Source organism: Nocardioides sp. NPDC127503, assembly GCF_040302165.1.
Taxonomy (GTDB): Bacteria; Actinomycetota; Actinomycetes; order Propionibacteriales; family Nocardioidaceae; genus Nocardioides.
Window position 1 is genome coordinate 200,346 of sequence record NZ_JBEORH010000006.1, and the last position, 25,579, is coordinate 225,924.

General features: G+C 69.3%; 23 protein-coding genes. 4 read left to right on the top strand and 19 right to left on the bottom strand.

What is annotated here, in order from left to right; translation table 11 throughout:
* Positions 1 to 7: 7 nt before the first annotated feature.
* Positions 8 to 475 carry a class I SAM-dependent methyltransferase gene (locus tag ABTW65_RS15740; protein ID WP_229788274.1) on the top strand — a complete coding sequence of 156 codons (468 nt, stop codon included), beginning with the start codon at positions 8 to 10 and terminating at the stop codon, positions 473 to 475.
* Positions 476 to 551: 76 nt separating this feature from the next.
* On the opposite strand, the gene ABTW65_RS15745 is transcribed toward ABTW65_RS15740, so the two are convergent.
* The 16 genes from ABTW65_RS15745 to rimP all read right to left on the bottom strand — a co-directional run bounded on the left by ABTW65_RS15745 (position 552) and on the right by rimP (position 19,353).
* Positions 552 to 1,913 carry a M16 family metallopeptidase gene (locus ABTW65_RS15745; RefSeq protein ID WP_350661606.1) on the bottom strand — a complete coding sequence of 454 codons (1,362 nt, stop codon included), beginning with the start codon at positions 1,911 to 1,913 and terminating at the stop codon, positions 552 to 554.
* 5 nt (positions 1,914 to 1,918) lie between these two features.
* The gene (locus tag ABTW65_RS15750; RefSeq protein WP_350661608.1) at positions 1,919 to 4,180 is read right to left on the bottom strand and encodes a polyribonucleotide nucleotidyltransferase; all 2,262 of its coding nucleotides are present in this window, start codon (positions 4,178 to 4,180) and stop codon (positions 1,919 to 1,921) included.
* Positions 4,181 to 4,446: 266 nt separating this feature from the next.
* A complete protein-coding gene (locus ABTW65_RS15755) occupies positions 4,447 to 5,631 on the bottom strand; it encodes a molybdopterin-dependent oxidoreductase (RefSeq protein WP_350661610.1) in 1,185 nt (394 codons plus the stop codon).
* 24 nt (positions 5,632 to 5,655) lie between these two features.
* Complete coding sequence (locus ABTW65_RS15760; protein ID WP_350661612.1) at positions 5,656 to 7,743, bottom strand: MMPL family transporter; 2,088 nt, start codon at positions 7,741 to 7,743, stop codon at positions 5,656 to 5,658.
* Between the two features lie 138 nt (positions 7,744 to 7,881).
* Positions 7,882 to 8,157 (bottom strand): 30S ribosomal protein S15, encoded by a 276-nt coding sequence (gene rpsO, locus ABTW65_RS15765; RefSeq protein ID WP_008363208.1) that lies wholly within the window; start codon positions 8,155 to 8,157, stop codon positions 7,882 to 7,884.
* 301 nt (positions 8,158 to 8,458) lie between these two features.
* Positions 8,459 to 9,634, bottom strand: coding sequence for a DUF1700 domain-containing protein (locus tag ABTW65_RS15770; protein WP_350661614.1), 1,176 nt, complete (start codon positions 9,632 to 9,634; stop codon positions 8,459 to 8,461).
* The gene (locus tag ABTW65_RS15775) at positions 9,631 to 9,957 is read right to left on the bottom strand and encodes a PadR family transcriptional regulator (protein ID WP_350661617.1); all 327 of its coding nucleotides are present in this window, start codon (positions 9,955 to 9,957) and stop codon (positions 9,631 to 9,633) included. Before ABTW65_RS15775 ends, ABTW65_RS15770 begins: the two co-directional genes overlap by 4 nt.
* Positions 9,958 to 10,046: 89 nt before the next feature.
* The gene (locus tag ABTW65_RS15780; RefSeq protein WP_350661619.1) at positions 10,047 to 10,922 is read right to left on the bottom strand and encodes a hypothetical protein; all 876 of its coding nucleotides are present in this window, start codon (positions 10,920 to 10,922) and stop codon (positions 10,047 to 10,049) included.
* A 48-nt stretch (positions 10,923 to 10,970) separates the two neighbouring features.
* Positions 10,971 to 11,906 (bottom strand): bifunctional riboflavin kinase/FAD synthetase, encoded by a 936-nt coding sequence (locus ABTW65_RS15785; protein ID WP_350661621.1) that lies wholly within the window; start codon positions 11,904 to 11,906, stop codon positions 10,971 to 10,973.
* Between the two features lie 167 nt (positions 11,907 to 12,073).
* A complete protein-coding gene (gene truB, locus ABTW65_RS15790; RefSeq protein ID WP_350661622.1) occupies positions 12,074 to 12,949 on the bottom strand; it encodes a tRNA pseudouridine(55) synthase TruB in 876 nt (291 codons plus the stop codon).
* Positions 12,946 to 13,401 (bottom strand): 30S ribosome-binding factor RbfA, encoded by a 456-nt coding sequence (gene rbfA / locus ABTW65_RS15795; protein ID WP_350661624.1) that lies wholly within the window; start codon positions 13,399 to 13,401, stop codon positions 12,946 to 12,948. The genes truB and rbfA overlap by 4 nt, the downstream gene beginning before the upstream one ends.
* 84 nt (positions 13,402 to 13,485) lie before the next feature.
* Positions 13,486 to 16,416: a translation initiation factor IF-2 gene (gene infB / locus ABTW65_RS15800; protein WP_350661626.1), complete on the bottom strand. Its 2,931-nt coding sequence runs from the start codon at positions 16,414 to 16,416 to the stop codon at positions 13,486 to 13,488.
* 92 nt (positions 16,417 to 16,508) lie between these two features.
* Entirely contained in the window at positions 16,509 to 16,856 is a 348-nt protein-coding gene (locus ABTW65_RS15805) for a YlxR family protein (RefSeq protein ID WP_350661629.1), read from the bottom strand.
* A gap of 94 nt (positions 16,857 to 16,950) precedes the next feature.
* Positions 16,951 to 17,862 (bottom strand): alpha/beta fold hydrolase, encoded by a 912-nt coding sequence (locus ABTW65_RS15810; protein WP_350661631.1) that lies wholly within the window; start codon positions 17,860 to 17,862, stop codon positions 16,951 to 16,953.
* 27 nt (positions 17,863 to 17,889) lie between these two features.
* The gene (gene nusA, locus ABTW65_RS15815; protein ID WP_350661633.1) at positions 17,890 to 18,867 is read right to left on the bottom strand and encodes a transcription termination factor NusA; all 978 of its coding nucleotides are present in this window, start codon (positions 18,865 to 18,867) and stop codon (positions 17,890 to 17,892) included.
* 3 nt (positions 18,868 to 18,870) lie between these two features.
* The gene (gene rimP / locus ABTW65_RS15820; protein ID WP_502890595.1) at positions 18,871 to 19,353 is read right to left on the bottom strand and encodes a ribosome maturation factor RimP; all 483 of its coding nucleotides are present in this window, start codon (positions 19,351 to 19,353) and stop codon (positions 18,871 to 18,873) included.
* A 167-nt stretch (positions 19,354 to 19,520) separates the two neighbouring features.
* On the opposite strand from rimP, the gene ABTW65_RS15825 reads away from it, so the two are divergent.
* Positions 19,521 to 19,958: a hypothetical protein gene (locus tag ABTW65_RS15825; protein ID WP_350661637.1), complete on the top strand. Its 438-nt coding sequence runs from the start codon at positions 19,521 to 19,523 to the stop codon at positions 19,956 to 19,958.
* On the top strand, positions 19,955 to 20,386 hold the full coding sequence (locus ABTW65_RS15830) for a DUF4439 domain-containing protein (RefSeq protein WP_350661639.1): 432 nt from the start codon (positions 19,955 to 19,957) through the stop codon (positions 20,384 to 20,386). Before ABTW65_RS15825 ends, ABTW65_RS15830 begins: the two co-directional genes overlap by 4 nt.
* Positions 20,387 to 20,601: 215 nt before the next feature.
* On the opposite strand, the gene ABTW65_RS15835 is transcribed toward ABTW65_RS15830, so the two are convergent.
* The 3 genes from ABTW65_RS15835 to ABTW65_RS15845 form a co-directional block, all read right to left on the bottom strand.
* Positions 20,602 to 21,306 (bottom strand): HAD family hydrolase, encoded by a 705-nt coding sequence (locus ABTW65_RS15835; protein WP_350661641.1) that lies wholly within the window; start codon positions 21,304 to 21,306, stop codon positions 20,602 to 20,604.
* 43 nt (positions 21,307 to 21,349) lie between these two features.
* Entirely contained in the window at positions 21,350 to 22,594 is a 1,245-nt protein-coding gene (locus tag ABTW65_RS15840; RefSeq protein ID WP_350661643.1) for an acetyl-CoA hydrolase/transferase C-terminal domain-containing protein, read from the bottom strand.
* Between the two features lie 119 nt (positions 22,595 to 22,713).
* A complete protein-coding gene (locus tag ABTW65_RS15845) occupies positions 22,714 to 24,474 on the bottom strand; it encodes a proline--tRNA ligase (protein ID WP_350661645.1) in 1,761 nt (586 codons plus the stop codon).
* A gap of 89 nt (positions 24,475 to 24,563) precedes the next feature.
* Here ABTW65_RS15845 and ABTW65_RS15850 point away from each other — a divergent pair, with 89 nt between their 5' ends.
* Positions 24,564 to 25,571, top strand: a complete 1,008-nt coding sequence (locus tag ABTW65_RS15850; protein ID WP_350661648.1) for a hypothetical protein — start codon at positions 24,564 to 24,566, stop codon at positions 25,569 to 25,571.
* Positions 25,572 to 25,579 lie beyond the last annotated feature (8 nt).

Below are 25,579 nucleotides of genomic sequence, written 5' to 3' on the forward strand. Positions count from 1 at the left end.
TGATTTCATGGACATTCAACCGAACGATCATGTCCTTGAGATCGGCTGTGGCCCGGGGGCTGGTGCCGAGCTGATCTGTAGCCGGCTGGAGACCGGAAAGCTATTTGCGATCGATCGCTCGGAGTCGGGTGTCGATCGTACGAAGCGACGCTGCGCGAAGTACCTGGAGGCAGGACGCCTCACGGTCCGACAGATCGACCTCGCGACGCTGCGGGTCCCGGTCAAGCGGCTGACGAAGGTGTTCGCGTTCAACGTCAACCTGTTCTGGGTGCGCGACGCATCCGCCGAGATCGCGCTGCTCCACGAGCGCGTGCTCCCCGGCGGCACCGTCAACCTCTTCTACGAGGCAACCCAGCGCGAGCAGGTCCCCGAGATCGTCGAGAAGGCGAGCAAGGCCCTGGCCGACGCCGGCTTCCGCGTCTCCATCGTCGACTCCAAGGTCCCCGCCGCCGTCGGGATCATCGGCAAGCGCTGACCCAGATCACGCCGTGTCGGCTCGTCTTGACGAGCCGACTCGGCCGATGATCCGGTCAGAACGCGCCGACTCGGCGTCAGGCCGGTCCCACTACCGCCAGGATCTCCGGCCGGGTGAGGATCTCGGCGGCCACCTCACGGCACTCCTCGAGAGTGACCGCGTCGATCCGTGCCAGCACCTCGTCGATCGAGTAGAGCTCGCGGTGGACCAGCTCGGCGCGGCCGATGCGGGACATCCGGGAGGCAGAGTCCTCCAGGCCGAGCACGAGACCGCCACGCAGCTGGCCCTTGCCGAGCTCGAGCTCCTCGTCGGTGATGCCGTCGCGGGCGACGGCGGACAGCTCGGAGCGTACGACCTCGAGGACCTCGTCGAGCTTGGCCGGCAGGCAGCCGACCTGGACCCCGAAGAGACCCGTCTCGGCGTGGCTGTAGGCGTAGGAGTAGACCGAGTAGGCCAGGCCCCGGTGCTCGCGGACCTCCTGGAAGAGCCGTGAGGAGGTCGCGCCGCCGACGGCGGTGTTGACCACCTCGAAGGCGAAGCGGCGGTCGTCGCCGCGCTGCAGACCCTCACGGGCCAGGATCACGTTGACCTGCTCCAGCGGGCGCTGGGCGCTGATCTCGCCGGGAGCGACCTCGAGCGGCGACCCCTCACGCGGAGGCACCGGCGCGGCCGATCCCCGCAGGAAGCCCGAGCCGGAGAACGCCTTCTCCACCAGCGCCACGACCTCGTCGTGGTCGACGTTGCCGGCCACCGAGACGACCATCCGTGGCGCCACATAGTGCACGTGGTAGAAGTCGTTGATCTCCTCGCGGGTCAGCGCCGCGATCGAGGCCTCCGTGCCGGCGATGCCCCGCCCGAGCGGTGTCTCGGCACCCCACGCCTGCGCGGCGACGAGGTTGTGGATCACGTCGTCGGGCTCGTCGTCGTGCATCGCGATCTCGTCGAGGATCACGTCACGCTCTGCCTCCACGTCCTCGCCCGTGATCAGCGAGGAGGTCAGCATGTCGCCCATGACGTCGATCGCCAGCGGCAGGTCGACGTCGAGCACCCGCGCGTGGAAGCACGTGTACTCCTTGGCGGTGTAGGCGTTGAACTCCCCACCGACGCGGTCCATCGAGGAGGAGATCGCCAAGGCCGTACGCGACGGGGTGCCCTTGAACAGCAGGTGCTCGAGGAAGTGGGAGCAGCCGTGCTGACGCGCGGTCTCGTCCCGGGACCCGACACCGATGAACACGCCGATGGCGGCCGAGCGGACCCCGGCCATCTGCTCGGTCACGATCCGCAGTCCCGAGGGATGGACCGTGCGGCGTACCAGCGACGTCACCGCGCCGTTGACCTCGGTCTGCTCGAGCGTGACGGTGGTGCCGGGCTCCTGGTTATAGCCGGAGGACCGGCCGACACCTGCGTGTCGACCGGTCCCCCGGGTGGTGCGTGACACCAAGGTCACTCCTCGTCTGCGGCCTCGGTGGCGGTCTCCGCAGGAGCTTCCTCGGAAGGAGCCTCCTCCTCGAGCACCGGGGCCAGCGAGAGCTTGCCGCGGTCGTCGATCTCGGCGATCTCGACCTGGATCTTCTGGCCGACCTCGACAACGTCCTCCACCGACTCGACCCGCTTGCCGCCGTTGAGGGCGCGCAGCTTGGTGATGTGGAGCAGGCCGTCCTTGCCCGGGAGCAGGGCGACGAACGCACCGAAGTTGGTCGTCTTCACGACCGTGCCGAGGTAGCGCTCGCCGACCTCGGGCATGGTCGGGTTGGCGATCGCGTTGACCGCCGCACGGGCGGCCTCGGCGGCGCCGCCGTCGGTCGCGCCGATGAGCACCGTGCCGTCGTCCTCGATGGAGATCTGGGCGCCGGTGTCGTCCTGGATCTGGTTGATGACCTTGCCCTTGGGCCCGATCAGCTCGCCGATCTTGTCGACGGGGACCTTCACGGTGATGATCCGAGGAGCGGTCGGAGCCATCTCCTCGACGCCGCCGATGGCCTCGTGCATGACGTCCAGGATGGTCGTACGCGCGTCCTTGGCCTGGTTGAGGGCCTGGGCGAGGACCTCGGCCGGGATGCCGTCGAGCTTGGTGTCGAGCTGCAGCGCGGTCACGAACTCCGCGGTGCCGGCGACCTTGAAGTCCATGTCGCCGAAGGCGTCCTCGGCACCGAGGATGTCGGTGAGCGCGACGTACTTCGTCTCGCCGTCGATCTCACCGGAGATCAGACCCATCGCGATGCCGGCGACCGGAGCCTTGAGCGGGACACCGGCGTTGAGCAGCGACATCGTCGAGGCGCAGACCGAGCCCATCGAGGTGGAGCCGTTGGAGCCCATCGCCTCGGAGAGCTGGCGGATCGCGTAGGGGAACTCCTCGCGGCTCGGGAGCACCGGCAGGAGCGCGCGACGAGCGAGCGCACCGTGGCCGACCTCGCGGCGCTTGGGCGAGCCCACGCGACCGGTCTCACCGGTGGAGAACGGCGGGAAGATGTACTTGTGCATGTAGCGACGGTGCTTCTCCGGGGAGAGCGTGTCGAGCTGCTGCTCCATCTTGAGCATGTCGAGGGTGGTGACACCCAGGATCTGGGTCTCGCCGCGCTCGAAGAGCGCCGAGCCGTGGACCCGCGGGATCACGCCGACCTCGGAGTGCAGCGGCCGGATGTCGGCCAGACCGCGGCCGTCGATGCGGACCTTGTCACGCAGGACCTGGGTGCGGATGGCCTTCTTGGTGATGGCCTTGTACGCCGCACCGATCTCGCCCTCGCGGCCCTCGAACTGGGCGCCGATCTTCTCGAGCAGGGCGAGCTTGATCCGGTCGCCCTCCTCCTCGCGCTCCAGCTTGGTCAGGACGCGCTCGCGCGAGCCCTTGACGCTGTAGAGGTCGGTGACGTCGGCGCCGACGGTGGCCTCGACGGCCTCGTAGACGTCGTCCTGGAACTCCAGGAAGACCGGGAAGTCCTGAACCGGCTTGGCGGCCTGCTTGGCCAGCTCGGCCTGGGCCTCGACCAGCTGCTTGATGAACGGCTTGGCGGCGTCCAGTCCACCGGCCACGATCGGCTCGGTCGGCGCCTGGGCGCCGGACTGGACCAGATCCCAGGTCTTCTCGGTGGACTCGGCCTCGACCATCATGATGGCGACGTCGCCGGTGTCGGTGACGCGGCCGGCGACGACCATGTCGAAGACGGCGTTCTCGAGCTGGCTGTGGCTCGGGAAGGCGACCCACTGGCCCTCGATCAGGGCGACGCGCACGCCGCCGACCGGGCCGGAGAACGGCAGGCCGGAGAGCTGGGTGGACATCGACGCGGCGTTGATCGCGAGCACGTCGTAGGGCTGGTCGGGGTCGAGTGCCATGACGGTGATGACGACCTGGACCTCGTTGCGCAGACCCTTCTTGAAGGTCGGGCGCAGCGGGCGGTCGATCAGGCGGCAGGTGAGGATCGCGTCCTCGCCCGGGCGACCCTCGGAACGGAAGAACGAGCCGGGGATCTTGCCCGCGGCGTACATCCGCTCCTCGACGTCGATGGTGAGCGGGAAGAAGTCGAAGTGGTCCTTCGGCTGCTTGGAGGCGGTGGTCGCCGAGAGGAGCATCGTCTCGTCGTCGAGGTAGGCGGTCACGGAACCCGCGGCCTGGCGGGCGAGCAGCCCGGTCTCGAACTTGACGGTGCGGGTGCCGAACTTGCCGTTGTCGATGGTCGTCTCGACGGCAGTGATGACTGGTTCAGTCAAGGATTCGTCCTTGTCTAGGTCTCGGAGCGCCCCCGCGCCGGGCATGTGCACTCGTTGTGCACGGGGCCGGTCTTCGATCGAGACCCTCAGGTCCGCGACGGACCTGGGAATCACTACCGAGGACCGAGCCGGACGGGCGGGCCGCTCCTGGTGATGTGTTCCATTTTCCGAGTGCCTGCGCGGATGGCGCTAGCACTCATCGCTCAGCCTATCCGTCCCCTGCCCGAAATGCGGAACGGAGGCACGCGCGTGCCTCCGCGAGGAGATCACATGACGGTGACGGGGTGGCGTACGACGGCGTCGAAGAGGTAGCCGCCGGGATTGTGGGCCGCGACGTCGGGCTGGGTGCGCCCGGCCCGGTCGGTGGCCCGGACGAGGATCTCGTACGCCCCGGGCTCGGGGTTGCGCCAGGTGTGGTCCCACTGCGCCCAGCCGAGGCCGTGGCCGCCGGTGGGGCGGCCCGGCGCGTGCTGGATCGCCTGTGCCCAGGTCTCTCCCCCGTCGGTGCTGATCTCGACGCGCGCGATCGGCGCCTTGCCGGACCAGGAGCGGCCGCTCAGCACGATGCGGTCGCCGGCCGGGATCTCGGCATTCCACTCCAGCTCGAGTGCGGAGCGGACCGGGTTGACGGTGAGCGGGCCGTCGACGTTGTACCACTTCGTGTCCCACGGCGAGGTCAGCACGCTCGTGGACACCTCCAGCGAGCCGAGCCACTTGATGCTCGCAATGCCGATCCAGCCGGGCAGCAGCAGCCGCAGCGGGAAGCCGTGATCGGGCAGCAGGTCCTCACCGTTGGCACCCCAGACGAGCAGAGCGTCGTCGAAGGCCTTCTCGATAGGGAACGGGCGCCGCACCCGGCCGTAGTCGACACCCTTGTCCACATAAGGGGCATCGAGCCCGCTCGCCTGCACGGAGACCGCGTCCTGACGGATGCCGACGGCGGTGAGGACGTCGCCGAGGCGTACGCCCTTCCAGCGGACCGCGCCCACGGCGCCCAGCGTCCACTTGGTGCCGCTGACCTCCTGGCCCTGCTGGGTGGTGAAGAAGCTGCGGCCGTTGCCGGTGCACTCGTGGACCGAGGTCGTCTCGACGTGTCGGAAGGCCTTGAGATCGTCGAGGGTGAGCTTGATGCCGGCAGCGTCGCGCAGCCCGTCGCCAAAGATCTCCAGCTCGTACGTCTCCGGGTCGATCTGCGGGGTCGCGGTGTGGTTGCGCACGAAGAGGTCGGCCTGCGGGGTCAGGTAGCGGCGCGGGTCGACCGAGTCCCAGCGAGTCTCGGCGTTGGTGCCGTAGTCGATGAACCGCTCGACTGGCAGCGGCTTGAGGATCGCCGGGGCGCCCGCGGCGGCGCCGGCCGTGACCGACTCGGCGACCTGGGTCGTGCCCACCGCCGCCGCGCCGAGCGCCGCGGTGGTGAGGAAGGTGCGTCGGTTCAGACCTGGGGACGTCATGGCCCGAACATTAACATGACTAACTTACTCTTGTTTAGGTTTCGCCAGCTTGCTCGGCCACCAGATCCGGTCGCCGGCATCGAGGTTGATGGCGGTGACCAGGATCGACCGGACGATCATCGTGTCGAGCATGACCCCCAGCGCGACGGTCACCCCGATCTCGGCCAGGAAGACCATCGGCAGCGAGCCGAGCACCAGGAACGTCGCGGCGAGGACGACACCCGCCGACGTGATCACGCCACCGGTCGAGGTCAGGCCGACCAGCGACCCTGCCCAGGTGCCGCGGACCTGCGACTCCTCACGCACCCTGGTCATCAGGAAGATGTTGTAGTCGATTCCCAGCGCGACCAGGAACACAAAGGCGAACAGCGGGAACCCCGGGTCCGCGCCGGCGAAGCCGAAGACGAACTCGAAGAGCAGCACCGAGATGCCGAGTGCCGCGCCGAACGACAGGATCACCGTGCCGAGCAGGATCAACGGAGCGACCAGCGCGCGTAGAAGCACCATCAACACCAGCAGCACGACCAGCAGGACGATCGGGATGATGACGAAGTTGTCACGCTGACTGGCCTCGAGGGTGTCGAGCATCATCGCCGAGGTGCCGGTGACCAGGGCGGCGGAGCCGTCCACCTCGTGCACCGCAGAGCGCGCGGCAGCCACGATGTCGTACGCCTGGGGCGAGGTCACGTCGGCGTCGACCACCGCCGCGATCGCGACCACACCGTCCTGCGGCGGGCCGAGCGGGAAGCTCACCATCTCCCCCGCCGGGGTCACGGTGGGTACCAGCCCGTCGACACCGTCGAGCGCCTGCTGCACCTGCTCCTGCGCCGCCGAGTCGGCGACCACGAGCAGCTGGTTGGACTGGTCGACCATGTCGTGGTCGACCAGCACCTGCTGGCCGGTGATCGAGTCGAACTCCTTGGTGTAGGTCTCGTCCGATGCCAGTCCGTTGGCGTCGAGCCGGAACAGACCGAGGCAGGCGAGCAGCAGTAGGCCCGTCGTCACCACCCAGACCCTGCGCGGCCGGACCGAGACCCGGTCACCGACCCTCGCCCACAGACCGGTCTCAGTCGGTTCCGGCGATCCGTAAGCCGGGCGCTTCGGCCAGAAGACCCACCGGCCGCAGATGACCAGGAGGGCAGGCAGCAGGGTGACCATCACCAGATAGGTCACGCCGATCCCGACGGCCACGACCGGCCCCATCCCGGCGGTCGAGTTCATCTCCGCGAAGGTCAGGCAGAGCATGGCCAGGGCGACGGTCACGGCGCTGGCGAGGATCGCCGGAGCGGCACGGTGCAGGGCATGCGCCATCGCGTCGTGACGATCCTCGAAGTTGCGCAGCTCCTCGCGGTAGCGGGAGACCAGCAGCAGGGCGTAGTCGGTGCCGGCACCGATCGCCAGGATGCTCAAGATGGCCTGGCTCTGGCCGTTGACGGTCAGCCCTGCGTTCTTCGCCAGGAAATAGACCAAGCCCATCGTCACGCCGAGGCCGACCACCACCGAGACGATCGGGAAGAGCCAGAGCACCGGGCTGCGATAGACGAACAGCAAGATGACCACGACCACCACGAGCGCGGCCAGCAGCAACGTCGTGTCGATGCCGCCGAACGCCTCCGCCGCGTCGGCTGCGGAGCCACCCTGGCCGGTGACGTGCACCCGTACGCCGTCGTGGTCGGCGATCCCGCGGATCTCGTCGACGAGGCCGGGCATCTTGGCCCAGCCGTCCGAGCCGAGGTTGAAGGTCACGGTGAGCTGGGCGACCTCGCCGTCCTCCGACAACCGCGGTGGCTCGATCTCGCCCTCGACCCCGTCGAGCGTGCCGAGCCCGGCGATGTCACCCGAGGCGACAGCGGCGAGTTCGGCCCCGGTGGTGGTGGTCGAGGTGTAGACGAGCGTGGTGGGGATCGCGTTGGGATCCTGGAACGGGCTCATCTTGTCGAATCCGCGGGTCGACTCGGCCGATGCCGGCAGCCATGAGCTGGCCTCGTTGTTCTGCACCTCGGTCAGCTTCCCGGCGAAACCGCCGAGGGCGACCACGGCGAGCAGCCAGAACAGCACGACGACGTACTTGGTCTTGGGTCCGGTCAGCTTGCCTGCGATATGACGATGCACGGTTTCCAGACTGCGCCTGATTCACCCGTGATCGCAGCAGGAATGCCCCAAGAGGTACCGCTGAGGCCCAACCTTCCCTAAAACAGGCGAACGGGCCGCCCCATGTGGGGGCGGCCCGCCGCTACGAAGATCAAGAGATCAACGACGAAGGCCGAGCTTCTCGATGATCGAGCGGTAGCGCTCGATGTCCTTCTTCTGAAGGTAGTTGAGAAGGCGGCGGCGCTGGCCGACGAGCAGCAGCAGACCACGACGGCTGTGGTGGTCGTGCTTGTGCTCCTTGAGGTGGTCGGTCAGGTGGGAGATGCGGTGCGACAGCAGCGCGATCTGCACCTCCGGCGAGCCGGTGTCACCCTCGGTCGTGGCGTACTCGGCGATGATCTTCTTCTTGGTCTCCGCGTCAGTTCCAACTGCCATGCGAAGGCTCCCTTCCGGCCCGTGGGCCTAACTCGTTGCGCGGCGCGCCCGGGCCTGTTCACCGGGGCACTCTTGGTCCGCGGCCGATTTCACGGCTTGAGCCGCCGACCCCCATGGGCCGACAACCCGAGAAGATTAACAGCGAGCCGGCGTACGCCCCGAATCGCCGCCGGATCACGCCACGAGCACGAGACGCGCCACCAGCCGGCGCAACCTCCACCAGAACTTCATCGAACTCCCCCTCGTCTCTCCCGCCACTGGGTTCGACGCTGTGAGGCCGGGTTTGGTTGCATCGGTCAGCTCATGGCTTCTCAGTGGCGCTCGGCGAGGCACTCGGGGAAGCGCTCGGAGTAGCGCTCGGCGAGGTCGTCGTGATCCCGGGAAGCGAGGCCTTCGGTACGGTCGCCAGCGGCGGCCCCTGGATCGCCGGTGCGTCCTCGCTCCCGTCCGCGAACGCGTTCGGGTCGAGCGCGGTGCCCGGCTGGACCCGGCTGGGCAGCGGGAAGACGTTATAGAGCTGCGCGGCACCGTTGGACCACGGGTAGAAGATCCGCGCCTGCAGCGGCTCGCCGGTCATCTCGTCGGTGCAGACGACCTCGGCCATGTCGAGCTCGTCGCCGGTGACCGGCGGGAGCGGGGCGGCGGCCGACGAGGTGCAGTCGGGCTGGGTGACGACGTCGATCGGCTTCCCCTCCTGGTCGAAGAGCTGTACGCCGGTCAACGGCTTGCCCGAGGCGTCGTACGGGTAGATGTTGCTGACCCACTTGCCGTCGGAGTAGATCCCCGCCTGTTCGCCGATCGGCGCACCGTAGCCGCCGCCGGCGCCGGCCTCGTTGAAGCCGTCGCTCCAACCACGGTCGTAGTCCGTGCTGCCGCCACCCCCGTTCGCCCAGGTCATGAAGAGCACGAACGCGGCGAACGTGTTCAGGCCCAGGAGCACGACACGTGCGGCGGTCCCCCGGTCACCACCGGGCCAGACGCGGCCGGCTCCGATGAACATGCTGACCGCCACCGCGACGATGAGGAGGAGGACCGCCGGGGCGCTCGACATGCTCCACCCGAACACCGCCGAGACCAGCCAGGCCGCCGCCCAGGCACGCACGATCCACCACAGCGGCCGCAGCCAGGCGACCACAGGAGCCAGGTCCGTACGCAGCAGCTCACCGAGCTTGGCGACCGCCTTGTCGAAGCGGTCGTGGCCGGCGTCCAGGAGCCCGTCGACCCGCTCCGCGAGACCCCGGGGCGCCTTCACACCCACAGGGATGCCCGCCGCGGCCCGCAGCTCCTTGGCGTACTCGGCCGGGTCGCCGAGCGCGTCGGGACCGCGCTCCTCGACGAGCTCGGTGAAGTCGGCCTCGAGGCCGTCGGTGATGTCGCTGAGCACCTCCGGGTCGAGATCGGCGAGCTCGCGGCGTACGCGAGCCAGGAAGAGCCGCACCTCCGGCGCGACGTTGGCCTCGGCATCTGTGGTCGTCATGCGCTTGCCCCTTGGAGGATCTCGGTGACGGTGGTGGAGAAGTGGGACCAGTCCTCGCTCTGCTGCTTGAGCTGGCCTTGCCCGGCAGGTGTGATGCCGTAGTACTTGCGGTGCGGACCCGACTCCGACGGCACGACGTAGGAGGTCAGGGCACCCGCGGCGTACAGCCGCCGCAGGGTGCCGTAGACCGACGCGTCGCCGACGTCCGTGAGCCCGCTGTCGCGGAGCTTGCGGACGATGTCATAGCCGTACGCGTCCTCGCCGTCGACGACGGCCAGGACGGTCAGGTCGAGCACCCCTTTGAGCAGTTGGGTGGTATCCATGCTTCGCACACTACTACGCAGTGCGCACTACTTGCCAGAGCATTGCACCGCGCGCCGCCGAGTAGCTCAGCGGCGGGGAGGGCCTGGCCCTAGGACCGGCCGCGTACGTCGCGTACGAAGTCCTTCCAGGCGGCCGTGTCGCCAGCCGGCCCGGAGGCGCGGGTGGGTCCGGTGAAGGTGCGCACCTGGACGGGCTGAACAGGCTGCCCGGAAGGCGAGGCGGGGGCGAGTCGCGTCTGGGCGGTCGGCACCGCGACGCTCGAGCGCAATTGCTGCCCGTAACCGGGCGCTCCCCCGGGGCCCGTGGGGCCGCCGGGGCCACCGGGGGCGCTGGGGCCGCTCGGGCCGCCGGAGATGAGCGAGGACATCGGCGTGTACTCCTCCACCTCGTCCCTCTTGCCGGGCACAGCGAGCCAGATCAGCGCGATCAGGAACCCGATCGCCCACCCGTAGGTCAGCCCGTACGCAGCACCCGACTCGAGCGCTTCACCGAGCGTGACCACGAACGAGTCGGAGCTGCCGGCGAGGTAGGAGTAGAGGCTCCCGGCGACCTGTCCGGCGGCGGTGGCGACGATCGCGGCGAACCAGCAGCCGAGGAACACCGGCCAGAACGCCCGCGGCCAGATGCCGATGGTGCAGAGCCAGGTCAGCAGCCAGGTGAGCACGAAGACGGTGCCGGTGAGAACGGCGGAGTGCACCAGGTCGTCGCCGGAGAAGAGGCCGCTGAAGGAGCCTTCGCCGAAGTAGGTGAGCCGGTCCCCGAGCAGCGCGGCCACCCAGCTGGGCGAGCCGGTGCCGTTCTCCTCGATCCAGGTCGAGAACGGCGCGGAGCCGGAGAGGAACTGCAGGACCCAGAGCCCACCGGTGACCAGGACCGCGTTGAGGAAGGCCGGGATACCGCCGCGGGGGCGGTCGGCCTCGACCTCGGTCTCGTAGGCTGACGTTGGGGTGGGGTGGGGATCCATAACCAACAATTGAACCGCACCCGGAGCCCGCTGAACAGGCCGCGGAGTCTACGGCTCGGTAAGGATCTGGCGTGCCCGCACCACGTCGGCGCGCATCTGCTCGACAAGCGCGTCGATCCCCTCGAAGGCGACCATGCCGCGCAGCCGCTCCACGAAGGCGACCTCGACCTCGACGCCGTAGAGCTCCAGGTCGTCGCGGTCGAGCACGTAGGACTCCACCCGGCGCCCGACCACGCCCTCGAAGGTGGGGTTGGTGCCGACCGAGATGGCGGCGGGGAACCGCTCTCCGGTGTCGCGCCGGGTCAGCCAGCCCGCGTAGATGCCGTCGGGCGGCACCGCGGTCAGCGAGTCGGTGGGCACGTTGGCCGTCGGGAAGCCGAGCTCGCGGCCACGCTGGTCGCCCTTCACGACGACCCCACGCACCGAGTAGGGACGGCCCAGCGCCTCGGCGGCGCCGGTGACGTCACCCGTGGCCAGACACGTACGGATGTAGGTCGAGGACCACACCTGGGGCCCGCCGTCGAGCGGGATCCCCTCGGCGGAGAAGTCGTGGATCTTGCCGTAGGCGACCAGGTCGGCCACGTCGCCGGCGGCCTTGCAGCCGTAGCGGAAGTTGGCGCCGACCACGCACGCCTCGGCGTGCAGCGCATCGACGAGCACGCGCTGGGCGAAGTCGTCGGGTGACCAGTTGGCCATCTCCATGTCGAACGGCAGCGCGAGTACGGCGTCGGCGCCGGCCGCGAGCAGCAGCTCGGCGCGCTCCTCCATCCTCGTGAGCACACCTGGGGCGTGCTCGGGCCGCAGCACCGCCATCGGGTGTGGGTCGAAGGTGACCGCGACCAGGGTGAGCTCCTTGGCGTCCGCCACCTCGCGCCCCCGGCGCAGCACATGCTGGTGCCCGAGATGGACGCCGTCGAAGTTGCCGACCACGACACAGGTGCGGCCGAGGTCGGCGGGCACCTCGCTCAGACTTCTCCAGAACACGTCGCCAGAATATCCATCCCCGCTCCCCTTCCCGGGATCCGGCCCACCTGACAAGCGTTCCACCTCGCCGAGGCGTCGCCCCCGCAGGCCGAGACGTCACTCCGGTCGGTCGAGTTGGCACGGCCGTGCCAACTCGACCGACCGGAGTGACGTCTCAGCGTGGGGTGTCAGCCGACGAAGACGGCGGTCGCCTTGGCGGTCTCGGGTCCGACCGGCTCGTAGAGCGCGAGGAACTCGCCGTCGGGGGCGAAGACGGCGGTGAGACCGTCGAACGCGAGCTTGAGCTTGCGTCCGTAGCGGACGTCCTGCGCCTGCTCCTCGGAGAGGTCGTAGGGGGTGAACGCGGCGCGGGCGGCCTCCGCCAGGGGCAGCGCGGCGAACTCGTCGGTGAGCTCATCGAGCGTCTTCGCGACGTCGAGGCCGTAGGGCCCAACCGCCGTGCGGCGCAGCATCGTCAGGTGGCCACCGAACCCGAGCGCCTCGCCGACGTCCCGGGCGATGGCCCGGATGTAGGTGCCCGAGGAGCAGCGGACGGAGATGTCGACGTCGACGACGTCGCCCTCGCTCCGGACCTCGCCGACGGTGAGCTCGTGCACCGTGACCGGCCGCGCCTTCAGCTCGACCTGCTCCCCGTCGCGTACGCGTTGGTAGGCGCGCTTCCCGTCGACCTTGATCGCCGAGACCGCGGTCGGCACCTGGAGGATGTCGCCGACCTGGGTGGCGAAGGCGCTGCGTACGCGCTCCTCGTCGATGCCTGTGGCAGAGCGGGTCTCCACGACCTCGCCCTCGGCGTCATCCGTGGTCGTCGAGACACCCAGCCGCACCGTCGCCGAGTAGGACTTCTCGGTCAGCATCAGGTGGCCGAGGAGCCGGGTGGCGCGCTCGATCCCCAGAACGAGTACGCCGGTGGCCATCGGGTCCAAGGTGCCGGCATGCCCGACCTTGCGGGTGCCGGCCAGCCGCCGTACGCGCGCGACGACGTCGTGGGAGGTGACCCCGGCAGGCTTGTCGACGATGACCAGCCCAGATGCGGGGGCACTCACTCCTCGTCGTCCTCGTCCCACTCGTCGTCGTCCTCGCGCGGCTTCTTGTAGGGGTCGGCCTCGCCTGCGTAGGTCTCCCCACGCGCAGCGGCGACCGCTTCATCCTGTGCCTTGGCGCGGGCGAGCACGTCGTCGAGGTGGCGGGCGGTCTCCGGCAGCGCGTCGTGGATGAACTCCAGCGTCGGCGCGGTGCGGGTGCCGAGCTGCTTGGCGACCTCGGAGCGGATCAGCCCCTTGGCCGACTCCAGCGCGGCGGCCGTGCCGGCCAACTCCGCCTCCGAGTCGGCGCCCAGCACCGTGTAGAAGATCGTCGCCTGCTGGCTGTCGCCGGTCACGCGAACGTCGGTCACGGTGACGAACCCGATCCGCGGATCCTTGATCCGTCGCTCCAGCATCTGCGCCACGATGACCTTGATCCGGTCAGCGATCCGGCGAACCCGTGGGCTACTCATGTTCACACTCTCTCAAATAATCGAAGTAAATCGAGACGTTGGCCGGGCCGCGACTGCGACCCGGCCAACGTCAGAGGCTCATTCTCAGCCTCGGGGAATCTCCACCATCTCGAAGGCTTCGATGATGTCGCCTTCCTTGATGTCCTGGAAGTTCTTCAGGACCAGACCGCACTCGAAGCCCTCGCGGACCTCGGAGGCGTCGTCCTTCTCGCGGCGCAGCGAGGCCAGGTCGAGGTTGTCGGCCGCCACGGCGCCGTCGCGCAGGACGCGAACCTTGGCGTTGCGGCGGATGAGGCCCTCGGTGACCATACAACCGGCGATGTTTCCGGCCTTCGACGAGCGGAAGATCGCGCGGATCTCCGCCTTGCCGAGGACCTTCTCCTCGTACTCCGGCTTGAGCATGCCCTTGAGGGCCGCCTCGATCTCCTCGATCGCCTGGTAGATGACCGAGTAGTAGCGGATCTCGACACCCTCGCGGTCAGCCAGCTCCGTCGCCTTGCCCTGCGGGCGGACGTTGAAGCCGATGATGATCGCGTCGGAGGCAGCAGCCAGGTCGACGTTGGTCTCGGTGATCGCACCGACACCGCGGTCGATGACCCGGATGGAGACCTCGTCGCCACCCACGTCGATCTTGGCCAGTGCGTCCTCGAGCGCCTCGACCGAACCGGACACGTCGCCCTTGAGGATGAGGTTGAGCTCCTGGCTCTCGCCCTTCTCCATGGAGGCCATGAAGTCCTCCAGCGTGCGGCGTACGCGGCGCTTGGCCTGCTGCGCGGCACGCTCGCGTGCCTCGCGCTTCTCGGCGATCTGGCGAGCCATCCGGTCGTCCTCGACGACCAGGAAGCTCTGACCGGCACCCGGCACCGCCGAGAGACCCAGGACCATCGCCGGACGCGACGGGGTCGCCTCGGTGATCTCGTGGCCGTACTCGTCGATCATCGCGCGGACACGGCCGTGGGCCGGACCGGCGACGATGGACTCACCCACGCGCAGCGTGCCGCGCTGGACCAGGATGGTCGCGACGGGGCCGCGACCGCGGTCGAGGTGGGCCTCGATCACGATGCCCTGCGCGTCCTGGCTGGCGTTGGCCTGCAGGTCGAGCGAGGCGTCGGCGGTCAGCACGACGGCCTCGAGGAGGCCTTCGATGTTGATCCGCGACTTGGCCGAGATCTCGACGAACATGGTGTCGCCGCCGTACTCCTCGGGGATGACGCCGTATTCGGTCAGCTGGCCACGGATCTTGGTCGGGTCCGCCTCCGGCTTGTCGATCTTGTTGATCGCGACCACGATCGGGACACCAGCCGCCTTGGCGTGGTTGAGCGCCTCGATCGTCTGCGGCATCACACCGTCATCGGCAGCAACCACGAGGACCGCGAGGTCCGAGGACTGCGAACCACGAGCACGCATGGCGGTGAACGCCTCGTGACCCGGGGTGTCGATGAAGGTGATCTTGCGCTCTTGGCCGTCGACCTCGGTCGAGACCTGGTAGGCACCGATGTGCTGGGTGATGCCACCGGCCTCGCCCTCGATGACGTTGGCGTCACGGATGGCGTCGAGCAGCTTGGTCTTACCGTGGTCGACGTGACCCATGACGGTGACGACCGGCGGTCGGACCGTCCAGTCGGCCTCGTCGCCCTCGTCGCCGAGCTCGATGTCGAAGGACTCCAGCAGCTCACGGTCCTCGTCCTCGGGGGAGACGACCGAGACGATGTAGTTGAGCTCCTCACCGAGCAGCTCGAGGGTCTCGTCGTTGACGGACTCGGTCGCGGTGACCATCTCACCGAGGCCGAACAGCATCTGCACCAGCTGGGCCGGGTCGACGTTGATCTTCTCGGCGAAGTCGGTCAGCGAGGAACCACGGGCGAGACGCACGGTCTCGCCGTTGCCCTTGCGGACGCGGATGCCACCGATCGTCGGGGCCTCCATGGCCTCGAACTCCTGACGACGCGCCCGCTTCGACTTCCGGCCACGACGCGAGGGACCACCCGGGCGACCGAAGGCGCCCTGGGTCGTTCCGCGACCGCCGGGACGACCGGCACCCGGACGACCGCCGAAGCCACCCCCACCGGGACGACCCGGAGCACCGCCGCCGCCACCACCGGGACGACCACCGGCACCCGGACGGCCACCGCCGCCGGGACGACCCGGAGCACCGGCACGGCCGCCGCCACCGCCGCCGGGACCGCCACCAGGACGGGCACCGAACGCGGCCGGGGACTTCGGCATCATCGCCGGGTTGGGACGCGGCATGCCCGGACGGCCACCACCCTGACCACCCTCACGGGCGGCAGCAGGACGCGGCGGACGCTGGTCGCCACCGGCCGGGGCTCCGCCCTGGCCACCCTGACCTCCACCCTGGCCTCCACCCTGGCCGCCGGGACGCGGACGCCCCATGCCCTGGTTGGAGGAGAACGGGTTGTTGCCCGGGCGCGGAGCGCCGGGCTTGCCGACCGGACGCGGTCCGGGACGACCGGCACCACCAGCGCCACCGCGAGCCGCGGGGGTCTGCGGACGAGCACCGGGCTTCGGGGCACCAGGCTTAGGCGCACCCGGCTTGGGAGCGGCCGGGCGACGGTCACCACGGTCGGTGCTCGCCGGCGTGCTCGGGCTGGGCTTGGGAGCGGCAGGAGCCGACGCCGCGGGGGCGGCCGGCTCAGCCTCGGCCTTCTTGGCCGGGGGCTTCGGGCCGGGCTTGGGCGCAGCCGACTTGGTCGCCGCGGGAGCCTCGGCAGGCTTCTCGGGCGCCGCGTCCGCAGCCTTCTTGGGGGCCGCGGGCCTGGGAGCCGGCTTGGGGCCGGGCTTGGGGGCGGGCTTCTCGTCCGTGGACGCGGAACCACCCTTGCCGCCGGCCTTCAGGCCGGGGCCGATCTCCTTGCGGAAACGCATCTCCGCGGGGAGCTCGACGGTCGAGCTCGCCGACTTGACGAACTCACCCATCTCCTTGAACTTCTCGAGAACGAACTTGCTCTCGACTCCGAACTCTTTGGCGAGTTCGTGGACTCGGGTCTTAGCCACGTTTCTCCTTCTGGCCACAGACCCAAATCCGGGTGAAACTGTGACCACTAATGGTTGTAGAACACGCTCATCGCGAAGTACTCATCGAGTGCTCATGAGCTTTTGCTCCAGTTCCTGGTCAGTTGACCGTCGGCGACGGTCGTGGATGTCGGGCGCGTGTCGAGGAAGTCCTCCACCGGTGCGCTGGAAAGCCCGCCCTCGGCCCGTAAGGCCCGGGTGAACGCCTTCCGGCGCACCGCGAGTTCGTAGCACTCACGCGTGGGGTGCATATGCGCCCCTCGCCCAGGTGCGGTGGCTGTCGGATCGGGCACGACGGCCGGCTGGCCGTTGCGGTCCGAGCCGGCGGTCACCCGCAACAACTCGCGCTTGGCAGCTCGCTTCCGGCAACCAACGCACGTACGGACAGGTCCGTTCTGCGTAGTTTCTTCGAGGCGTGCCACCGATCCTTAACACTACCGCTTCCGGGGTTCGGTAGACGAAACCGGGGCGCAGGTCGTTCTTATTCCGTGACCCGTCCTCACCGGATGGCGGCGATCACAAGATGGCGGCGATCTCCGGCCAAGCCAGCAGGCCGAGCTCGCGGTCGGCCGCCTCCGAGCCGCCCCAGGCGAGCCGCTGGCTGAGCGGAAGCACCGGCTCGCCGGGCAGCACGACCCGGTGGCCGGCATCGGGATGGGTGACCACGATCGTCTCCAGGTCGTGTGCCGTACGCCGCCGCCGGACCGCCTCGGCGGACAGGACCGAGGGCCACAGCGCGTCGCCTCCCCCGGCGACCAGGACGACCTCACCGGCGATGCGCTCGACCGGGATGGTCGCAGCGGGCACGCGGTCGGCGTACTTCTCCAAGGCCGAGAGATAGGCCTCGCAGAACGACGGAAGCTCCCCGTGCGCGCTTCGCGCGCTTGCTCCCTCGCTCGGCGCGAGCGGACGAGCAAGCTCGCCGCTCGACCTCACTCCGGTCGCCTCTGCCTCCTTGACCGCGTCCTCGATCGCCTCGTCGTCGAACGGCACGAACGGCACCGGCTCGCCCCGCAGCGTCCACGAGGACCGCTGCGGCCGCTCGTCGCTGAGACCGGCCCAGGAGACGTACGTCGGGGAGATCCCGACCACCGCGTCGATCTCGGGGTGCAGGGTGCCGAGCAGGAGCGCGGCCTGGGCGCCCCAGGACGTCCCGAGCACGACCAGCCGCTGGTAGCGGGCGTGGAGGTCGGCGAGGACGTCGTCGAACGTCTCCAGCGGTATCAACCGGGCCTCGCCCGGCTGTCCGGGGCCACCGAAGTAGCGGATCGATGCCGCGGCCACACCGTGCGAGGCGAGCATCCGGCACCGGTCGGTCTCGATCCGCCCCGATGACCCCGAGAGCACGAGTACGCCGGTGGTGGCGCCCTCCGGTTCCAGCAGGACGCCCTCGGAGTCGGTCAGAGTGGTCTCACGCACGCTCGCCATGGCGCACAGGCTAGCGAGCCGCGATGCTCAGGCGACCGGGGTCTCCTCGTCGGAGCGGATGTCGATGCGCCAGCCGGTCAGGCGAGCGGCCAGGCGGGCGTTCTGCCCCTCCTTGCCGATGGCCAGGGAGAGCTGGTAGTCGGGCACCACGACACGGGCGGACTTGGTCGCCTCGTCGATGATCGTGACCGAGGAGACCCGGGCCGGCGAGAGCGCGGAGGCGACGAGCACCTTCGGGTCCTCGGACCAGTCGACGATGTCGATCTTCTCGCCCTGCAGCTCGGACATGACCTGGCGGACCCGCTGGCCCATCGGGCCGATGCAGGCGCCCTTGGCGTTGACGCCGGGGACGGTCGACTTGACCGCGATCTTGGTGCGGTGGCCGGCCTCGCGGGCGATCGCGGAGATCTCCACGGTGCCGTCGGCGATCTCGGGCACCTCGAAGGAGAAGAGCTTCTTGACCAGGTTGGGGTGAGAGCGCGAGAGCGTGATCTGCGGGCCGCGCATGCCCTTGCGCACGCTGACCACGAGGGCCTTGATCCGGGTGCCGTGGCTGTAGTCCTCACCCGGCACGCGCTCGGAGAGCGGGATGACGCCCTCGAGCCGGCCCAGGTCGACGAGCACGTCGTCGGGGTTGCGGCCCTGCTGGATGACGCCGGAGAGGATGTCGCCCTCCTTGCCGGAGAACTCACCGAACTTCACGTCGTCCTCGGCGTCGCGCAGCCGCTGCAGCACGATCTGCTTGGCGGTGGTGGCGGCGATCCGGCCGAAGCCCTCGGGCGTGTCGTCGTACTCCCCGACGACGTTGCCCTCGGCGTCGATCTCGGCCGCCAGGACGCGTACGTGCCCGGTCTTGCGGTCCAGGTCGACCCGCGCCTTCGTCTGGGAGTCGCCGGTCTTGTGGTAGGCGGTCAGCAGCCCCTGCTCGATCGCCTCGACGAGCACATCGAGCGAGATCTCCCGCTCCCGCTCCAGCATCCGCAGGATGCTCATATCGATGTCCATGGCCTACTCCCCCTCGTCGATCCGCTTGAACTCGATCTGCACAAGCGCCTTCTTCACGTCCGCGTACGCCACATCGCGGCGCTTGCCGCTCACCTCGAGGCTCGCCCGCTCCTCGTCGGACTCCTTGACCCGTCCGGTGAACGCGGAGCCGTCGGCGGTGGTGACCTTGACCAGGCGACCCTTGTTGCGGCGCCAGTGGCGCGGCAGGGTCAGCGGCCGGTCGACACCGGGAGAGGTGACCTCGAGCGTGTAGGGCTGCTCGCCCATGACGTCGGACTCGTCGAGGACCCGGTTGACCTCACGGGTTGCCTCGGTGACCTCCTCATGGGTGATCCCGCCGTCCTTGTCGACGGCGATCCGCAGGATCCGGCGCTTGCCGGCCGGCGTGATCTCCACGGCCTCGATGTCGAAGCCCAAGGTCTGAAGCGGGTCTGCGAGGGCCTTTTCGATGGCACTCGCGATCGCGTCCTTCCGCTCAGCACTCAACGCGATCTCCCCCTGCATCCTGTTGTCCGGTCCTGTTGTATGCGCCTCCGAGCACGCTTCACTTCTGGTGACACCATACCTGTACGCGTCGGGTGTCTCGAACAGCGTGCGGCTGTGTTGGAAAGCCGCTGACGCGACTCCCGCCGGGTGTGGTTAGGGTTCCTCACGTGACCAGCGCACGTGCCCTCCGGATGCTCTCGCGGCGCACCGCTGTGGGTGTCGCCGTGGTTGCTCCGCTGGCCGCCTCGGCGTGTTCGGCCTCGGAGATGCTGGATCCTGTCAAAGCCCCTCCACCGAGCACTCCCCCGGCCCCCGCCAACCCCGACCAGAGTGTGATCGACGCCACGGTCGCGGAGATCCTCGGGGCCGACAAGGGCGCCCCCTCCGCGTTCGTGCAGCTCCATCGCGTGCACGTCGAGGCGCTGGCGCCGACCAAGGGCGTGACCGCGGCGCCGGCGACCGGGCGCTGGCAGGAGCGTCAGCTCGCCCTGGTCACGACTCTCACCGCCGCCGCCGGGCGCGCGGCTGACCCTCAGCTGATCACGCTGCTCGCCTCGGCCGCCGCCGGCCAGCAGCAGCTCCTGCACGGACGAGGTCTGGCATGACGACCGCGACATCCTCCTCGACCGAGGCGCTTCAGGCGGCACTCGCCGTCGAGCACTCCGCGATCTACGTCCTGGGCGCCCTGGGCGGGCGCACCTCGGCGACGTCCTCGCCGGCTCTGGCGCGGGCGCTCACGGACGCGTACGACGACCACGTGAACGCCCGGGAGGCCCTGGCCGCGCGCGTGGTGGCCGCCGGGATCGAGCCGGTCGCGCCCTCGGCCGTCTACGACCTGCCCGGCCGGATCGGGTCGGAGGCCGGCATCGGCGCCGCGGCGCTGCAGCTGGAGCAGGACACCACCGCGACCTATCTCTCGCTGGCCCCGAAGGCGACCGGCACCGACCGGACGCTGCTCATCCAGCTGCTCTGCCGGGCGGCCGCCCGGCAGCTCGATCTGGGCGCGAAACCACGGGCCTTCCCAGGCACCTGACCCCCAAAAGCCGAGATGGCCCGCGAACCGTCCGGCGCGGGAGACTCCCGAGATGTCTCCCGAGACCGGGCGGCTCGCGGGCCAGGTTTTGGCCTGGACACGAGGCCTGAGAAGTCGCCTGGGGCTGAACCTCTCTTGCAGAAGTATGCAATCCCCGCTCAGGATGGCCCAGACCCGCAAAAGCGCATTGCAAGAACTTGCAACTTTTCTCGGCGTCATTCCCAGGAGCGAACGATCTGGTGTATGTCGCTCAGTCGATGTGCGACAGCGTCCGGAGAGCCCTCGCTGTGGCCGACTTGGCTGCTCGGGATGTTGCTGTGCGGGATGTGGATCGCCCGCAGACCAGCCTTCTGAGCACCGTACACATCGTCGAAGAGCCTGTCGCCCACATAGACGCATCGAGACGGATCCGAGACCTTCACGGCCTCCATCGCAGCGTGGAACGCCTCCTCGGCGGGCTTCGTCCAGGGAACCTCGGAGGTGTAGACGTCTCCGTCGAGCAGGTCGAGCACCCCGTCGCGCTCGAAGAACCCGCGGTGCCACGCGCGCGGCCAGATCGTGTTGGACAGCACCCCGACACGTACGCCGTCGGCGCGGAGCGCCTCCCACAGCGGACCGACCTCGGGGTCGGTCAGGGTGTGCGGCTCCCAGAACTCGTAGTAGGCGTCGAGCAGGTCAGGGTCGTGCTCGAGGCCGGCCTCATCGAAGAGGTTGTCGATCGTCGAGCTCTGCTGGTGGTCGCGGCTGCGGGCCCAGATCGTCTCTCCGGCCTGGTGGAGCCTGGTCGCGTTGACCGGGTGGTCGTCGTCGCAGGCACCTCTCACCGCCTGGGCGAGCGCCAGCGACTCCGCGTGGAAGTCGATGTCGTGCCACTTCGTCAGCGTGCCGCCCCAGTCGAAGATCACCGCGTCGATCGCCATGGCCACGACCCTAGCGGTGCGACACCGGCCGACTCATGGTGTTTCAGCGGGACAGCTGCGCCGAGTCGACCAGATCGGTGAGCTCGGCGCGGAAGTCGGGATGGGCGCAGTGATCGATGATCCGCCGGGCGCGGGCGGCGGGCGAGATGCCGCGCAGGTCGGCCACACCCTGCTCGGTGATGATCACCTGCACGTCGTGCGCGGTGTGGTCGACGTGGCCTACGAACGGCACGATGCGCGAGACCGAGCCCTGCTCGGCGGTGGAGCGGGCGGCGAAGAGGTTGAGGTGGGCGTTGCTCGCGAAGTCACCCGAGCCGCCGAGGGCGTTCACGTTGCCGTGGATGTCGGCCTCGGCCATCGAGTCGATCGCGATGAGGCCGAGCCGGCGGATGACCTCGGGGTGGTTCGACATCTCCTGCGGGCGCAGCAGCACCCGGCCCTTGTAGTGGTGGACATCGTCGTTGAACCGGCGAGCGCCCGCCTCGGAGAGGCCGAAGGAGGTGGCCGAGACCCCGATCAGCTTCCCGGAGTCGAGCAGGTCGAGGAGACCGTCCCGGACGGTGTCGGTGTAGGCCGTCAGGTGCTCGAACTCGGCGCCCTGGAGCCCGGCGAGGACCGCGTCGGCGACGGGCCCCGCACCGGCGTGGAGCGGGAGCAGGCTGTGATGCAGGCGGCCGTGGCGTACCTCGTGGCGGAGGAAGTCCACGACGAGCTCGGCGATCGCGCGGCTCTCCTCGTCGATCACGCGCGGTCGTGAGCCTCGGTCGGGGCGATCGGTCTCGACGACGGCGACGACCTTGGCCGGATCGACGAGGAGGAAGGGGTCACCGATCCTCTGCATCGGCGTCGTCAGCTGGATCGGTGCCCGCGCCGGCGGCAGCTGGGAGCCGTGATGGATGTCGTGGAACCCCTCGAACCCGCGCGGATGCCAGCTGTTGACCTCGAGGATCACGGCGTCGGCGGCGTCGAGCCACGTCTGGTTGTTGCCGACGCTGCTCCCCGGGACGAGCAGTCCGTTGGGCAGGATCGCCGCGACCTCGACCACCGCGACGTCGAGAGCGCCGTAGAACCCGGACGCCGCGTGCTGGGCGACCCGCGAGTGACGTACGTCGACACCCTCCGGCCACTCCCGGACCAGCCCCAGGGCCTCAGGCACCGCCTTCGGCCGCCCTGTCCCGGCGAACCCAGAGAAGGCCACCGTCTTCCCAGGCCCGATCTTCGCAGCCGCCTCCGCGGCGCTCGCCACCCGCCAGGCGAGCGTACGGTCAAGAATCCTGTCCCCCGTCATGGGGTCGATCTTGCCGCATTCCGGGCGGTTGGAATCCCCGGTTAACCGGGTATGCCTGCGCTTCTCAGGCGTTGCAACACCCGAGAAGCGCAGGAAACACCGGAGAAGTTCCGGTTATGTCAGCCGCGGACGACCTCGGCGAGGTGAGCGACGGCGTCGGCGAGAGCGACCTCGGTCTTCTCGCCGCTCTTGCGGTCCTTGACCTCGACCTTGCCCTCGACCAGGCCCTTGCCGACGGTGACGATGGTCGGGACGCCGATGAGCTCGGCGTCCTTGAACTTCACGCCCGGCGAGACCTTGGGGCGGTCGTCGTAGAGCACGTCGATGCCGGCGGCCTCGAGCTCACCGGCCAGCTTCGCGGCAGCCTCGAAGACGGCGGCGTCCTTGCCGGTCGCGACCAGGTGGATGTCGTACGGAGCGACGTTGCGGGGCCAGGCGAGACCGATGTCGTCGAGGGTGCCCTCGGCGACGGCGGCCACGGCGCGGGTGACGCCGATGCCGTAGGAGCCCATGGTGACGGTGACGAGCTTGCCGTTCTCGTCGAGCACCTGCAGCCCCAGCGCCTCGGCGTACTTGCGGCCGAGCTGGAAGACGTGGCCCATCTCGATGCCGCGGGCCAGCGTCAGCGGGCCGGAGCCGTCAGGAGCCTGGTCGCCCTCACGGACCTCGGCGGCCTCGATGGTGCCGTCGGGGGTGAAGTCGCGGCCGGCGACCAGGTCGATGACGTGCTTGCCCTCGACGTTGGCGCCGGTGACCCAGCGGGTGCCGGTGGCCACGCGCGGGTCCACGAGATAGCGGATCCCCGATGCGGACGACTCCCCCAGCACCTCGGGACCGATGTAGCCCTTGACGAGCTCGGGGTGCTTCTTCAGCTCGACGTCGTCCATGGGCTCGACCTCGATCGGCTCCAGCTGGCCCTCGAGGCGCTTGATGTCGACGTCGCGGTCACCGGGCAGGCCGATGGCGAGCGGCTCGACGGTGCCGTCGGGGTGGCGCAGCGTCACGAGCACGTTCTTCAGCGTGTCGCCGGCCTCCCAGGGCCGGTCCTCGCGCGGGTACGCCTCGTTGAGGTGGTCAACGAGCGTCTGGATCGTCGGGGTGTCGGGCGTGTCCTCGGCGTGGGCGGCGGGCACGTCCTCGTACGAGAGCGGCTCGGGGGCCAGGGTCGTGACGGCCTCGACGTTGGCGGCGTAGCCGCCGGGCGAGCGTACGAAGGTGTCCTCGCCGGCCGCGGAGACGGCCAGGAACTCCTCGGAGGCCGAGCCGCCCATCGCGCCGGAGGTGGCCTTGACGATGACGTACTCGAACCCGAGGCGGTCGAAGACCTTGACGTACGCCGCACGGTGGGCGTCGTAGGCCGCCGACAGCCCCTCGTCGGTGTAGTCGAAGGAGTAGGAGTCCTTCATGATGAACTCGCGGCCGCGCAGCAGCCCCGCGCGGGGACGCGCCTCGTCGCGGTACTTCGTCTGGATCTGGTAGATGGCCAGCGGCAGGTCCTTGTAGGAGCCGTAGAGGTCCTTGACCAGGAGCGTGAACATCTCCTCGTGCGTGGGACCGAGCAGGTAGTCGGCCTCCTTGCGGTCCTTGAGCCGGAAGATGCCGTCGCCGTACTCCGTCCAGCGGCCGGTCGCCTCGTAGGGCTCACGCGGCAGCAGCGCCGGGAAGTGCACCTCCTGGGCGCCGATCGCGGCCATCTCCTCGCGGATGATCCCCTCGACCTTGCCAAGCACGCGCAGGCCCAACGGCAGCCAGGAGTAGATCCCCGGAGCGGCGCGGCGGATGTAGCCGGCACGGACAAGCAGCTTGTGGCTCGCGACCTCGGCGTCCGCGGGATCCTCACGCAGGGTCCGCACGAACAGGGTCGACATACGGGCGATCATGCGGGCAAGCGTACGGCGCACCGGACCGCTCCCGCGAACCGGTCAGGAGCGTGTTGCAACCGACCCCGGCCGGCACACGTCATCCCTCCATGAGACGTATCCGAATCCCGGCACTGGCCACGGCCATCCTCGTTGCTCTCATGCTCCCGGTCTCACTGACGACACCGGCTTCTGCGGCGGCTCCGACCGTCGACGTACTTCCCCTTCCGCTGCCCATCGGCGACAGCCCGACCGTTCCCTACCTGCACCGTCCATCGTCCGAGTCGGTCTCGGTGGTCGACCCGGCGACCGGCATGAAGACGCCGGTCGCGCTCGTCGGTGACGATCTCGACGAGTTCACCCTTCTGGGCCGCTCAGGGAGCGGGTTCGTGCTGCGGGCCAGCAACCGCAACATCGACAAGATCATCCGGGTGCAGCTCGATGTCGCGCAGAGGACCCTCACCGACATGTACTACGCGGACAAGGCCAGGCTGTCGGCCGACGGCCGCTACCTGCTCAAGACGGCAACCCTGACCAGCGGCGGAATCCAGGCTCAGGTTCGCAGCGCCACCACGGGCGCGGTCGTCGCCCGCCACACCTTCAGGGGAGCCACCAGGCCCGATCCGATCGACGTGAGCGGCACCCGCGTGCTCGTGGGTGCCTACAGCACCCCGCGCACGCTGGTGTGGGACTGGAAGGCCGGCACGGTCAAGACGATCGCCTCCCGGGCAGCGTACGCAGGCAGCTTCGCCACCAACCGGCTGGCGACGTACACGAAGGACCCGTCGAACCTCGACGCCTGTTCGGTGGTCTCGACCGTCACCGCGCCCGCGACGACGCTCTGGCGCGGGTGCTTGGAGGCGGTCGCGTCGTTCTCGCCCGACGGCGCCCGCTTCGCGACCAATGCGATCGAGCACGAGAACCACGCCGACGTGGTCCGCCGCCGCAGCCTCCGCGGCACGTTGCTCACCACCTACCGCAACCCCAACGGGCTGTGGATGTACGCCTGGGAGACCAACACCCGGATCCTGATGCGGTCCCACCCGAGCAGCGGCACGCCCTGGCTCGTACGCTGCGAGGCCACCGACTGCGAGCGAGCCTGGCGCGCGTATTCCTAGAACGTAGC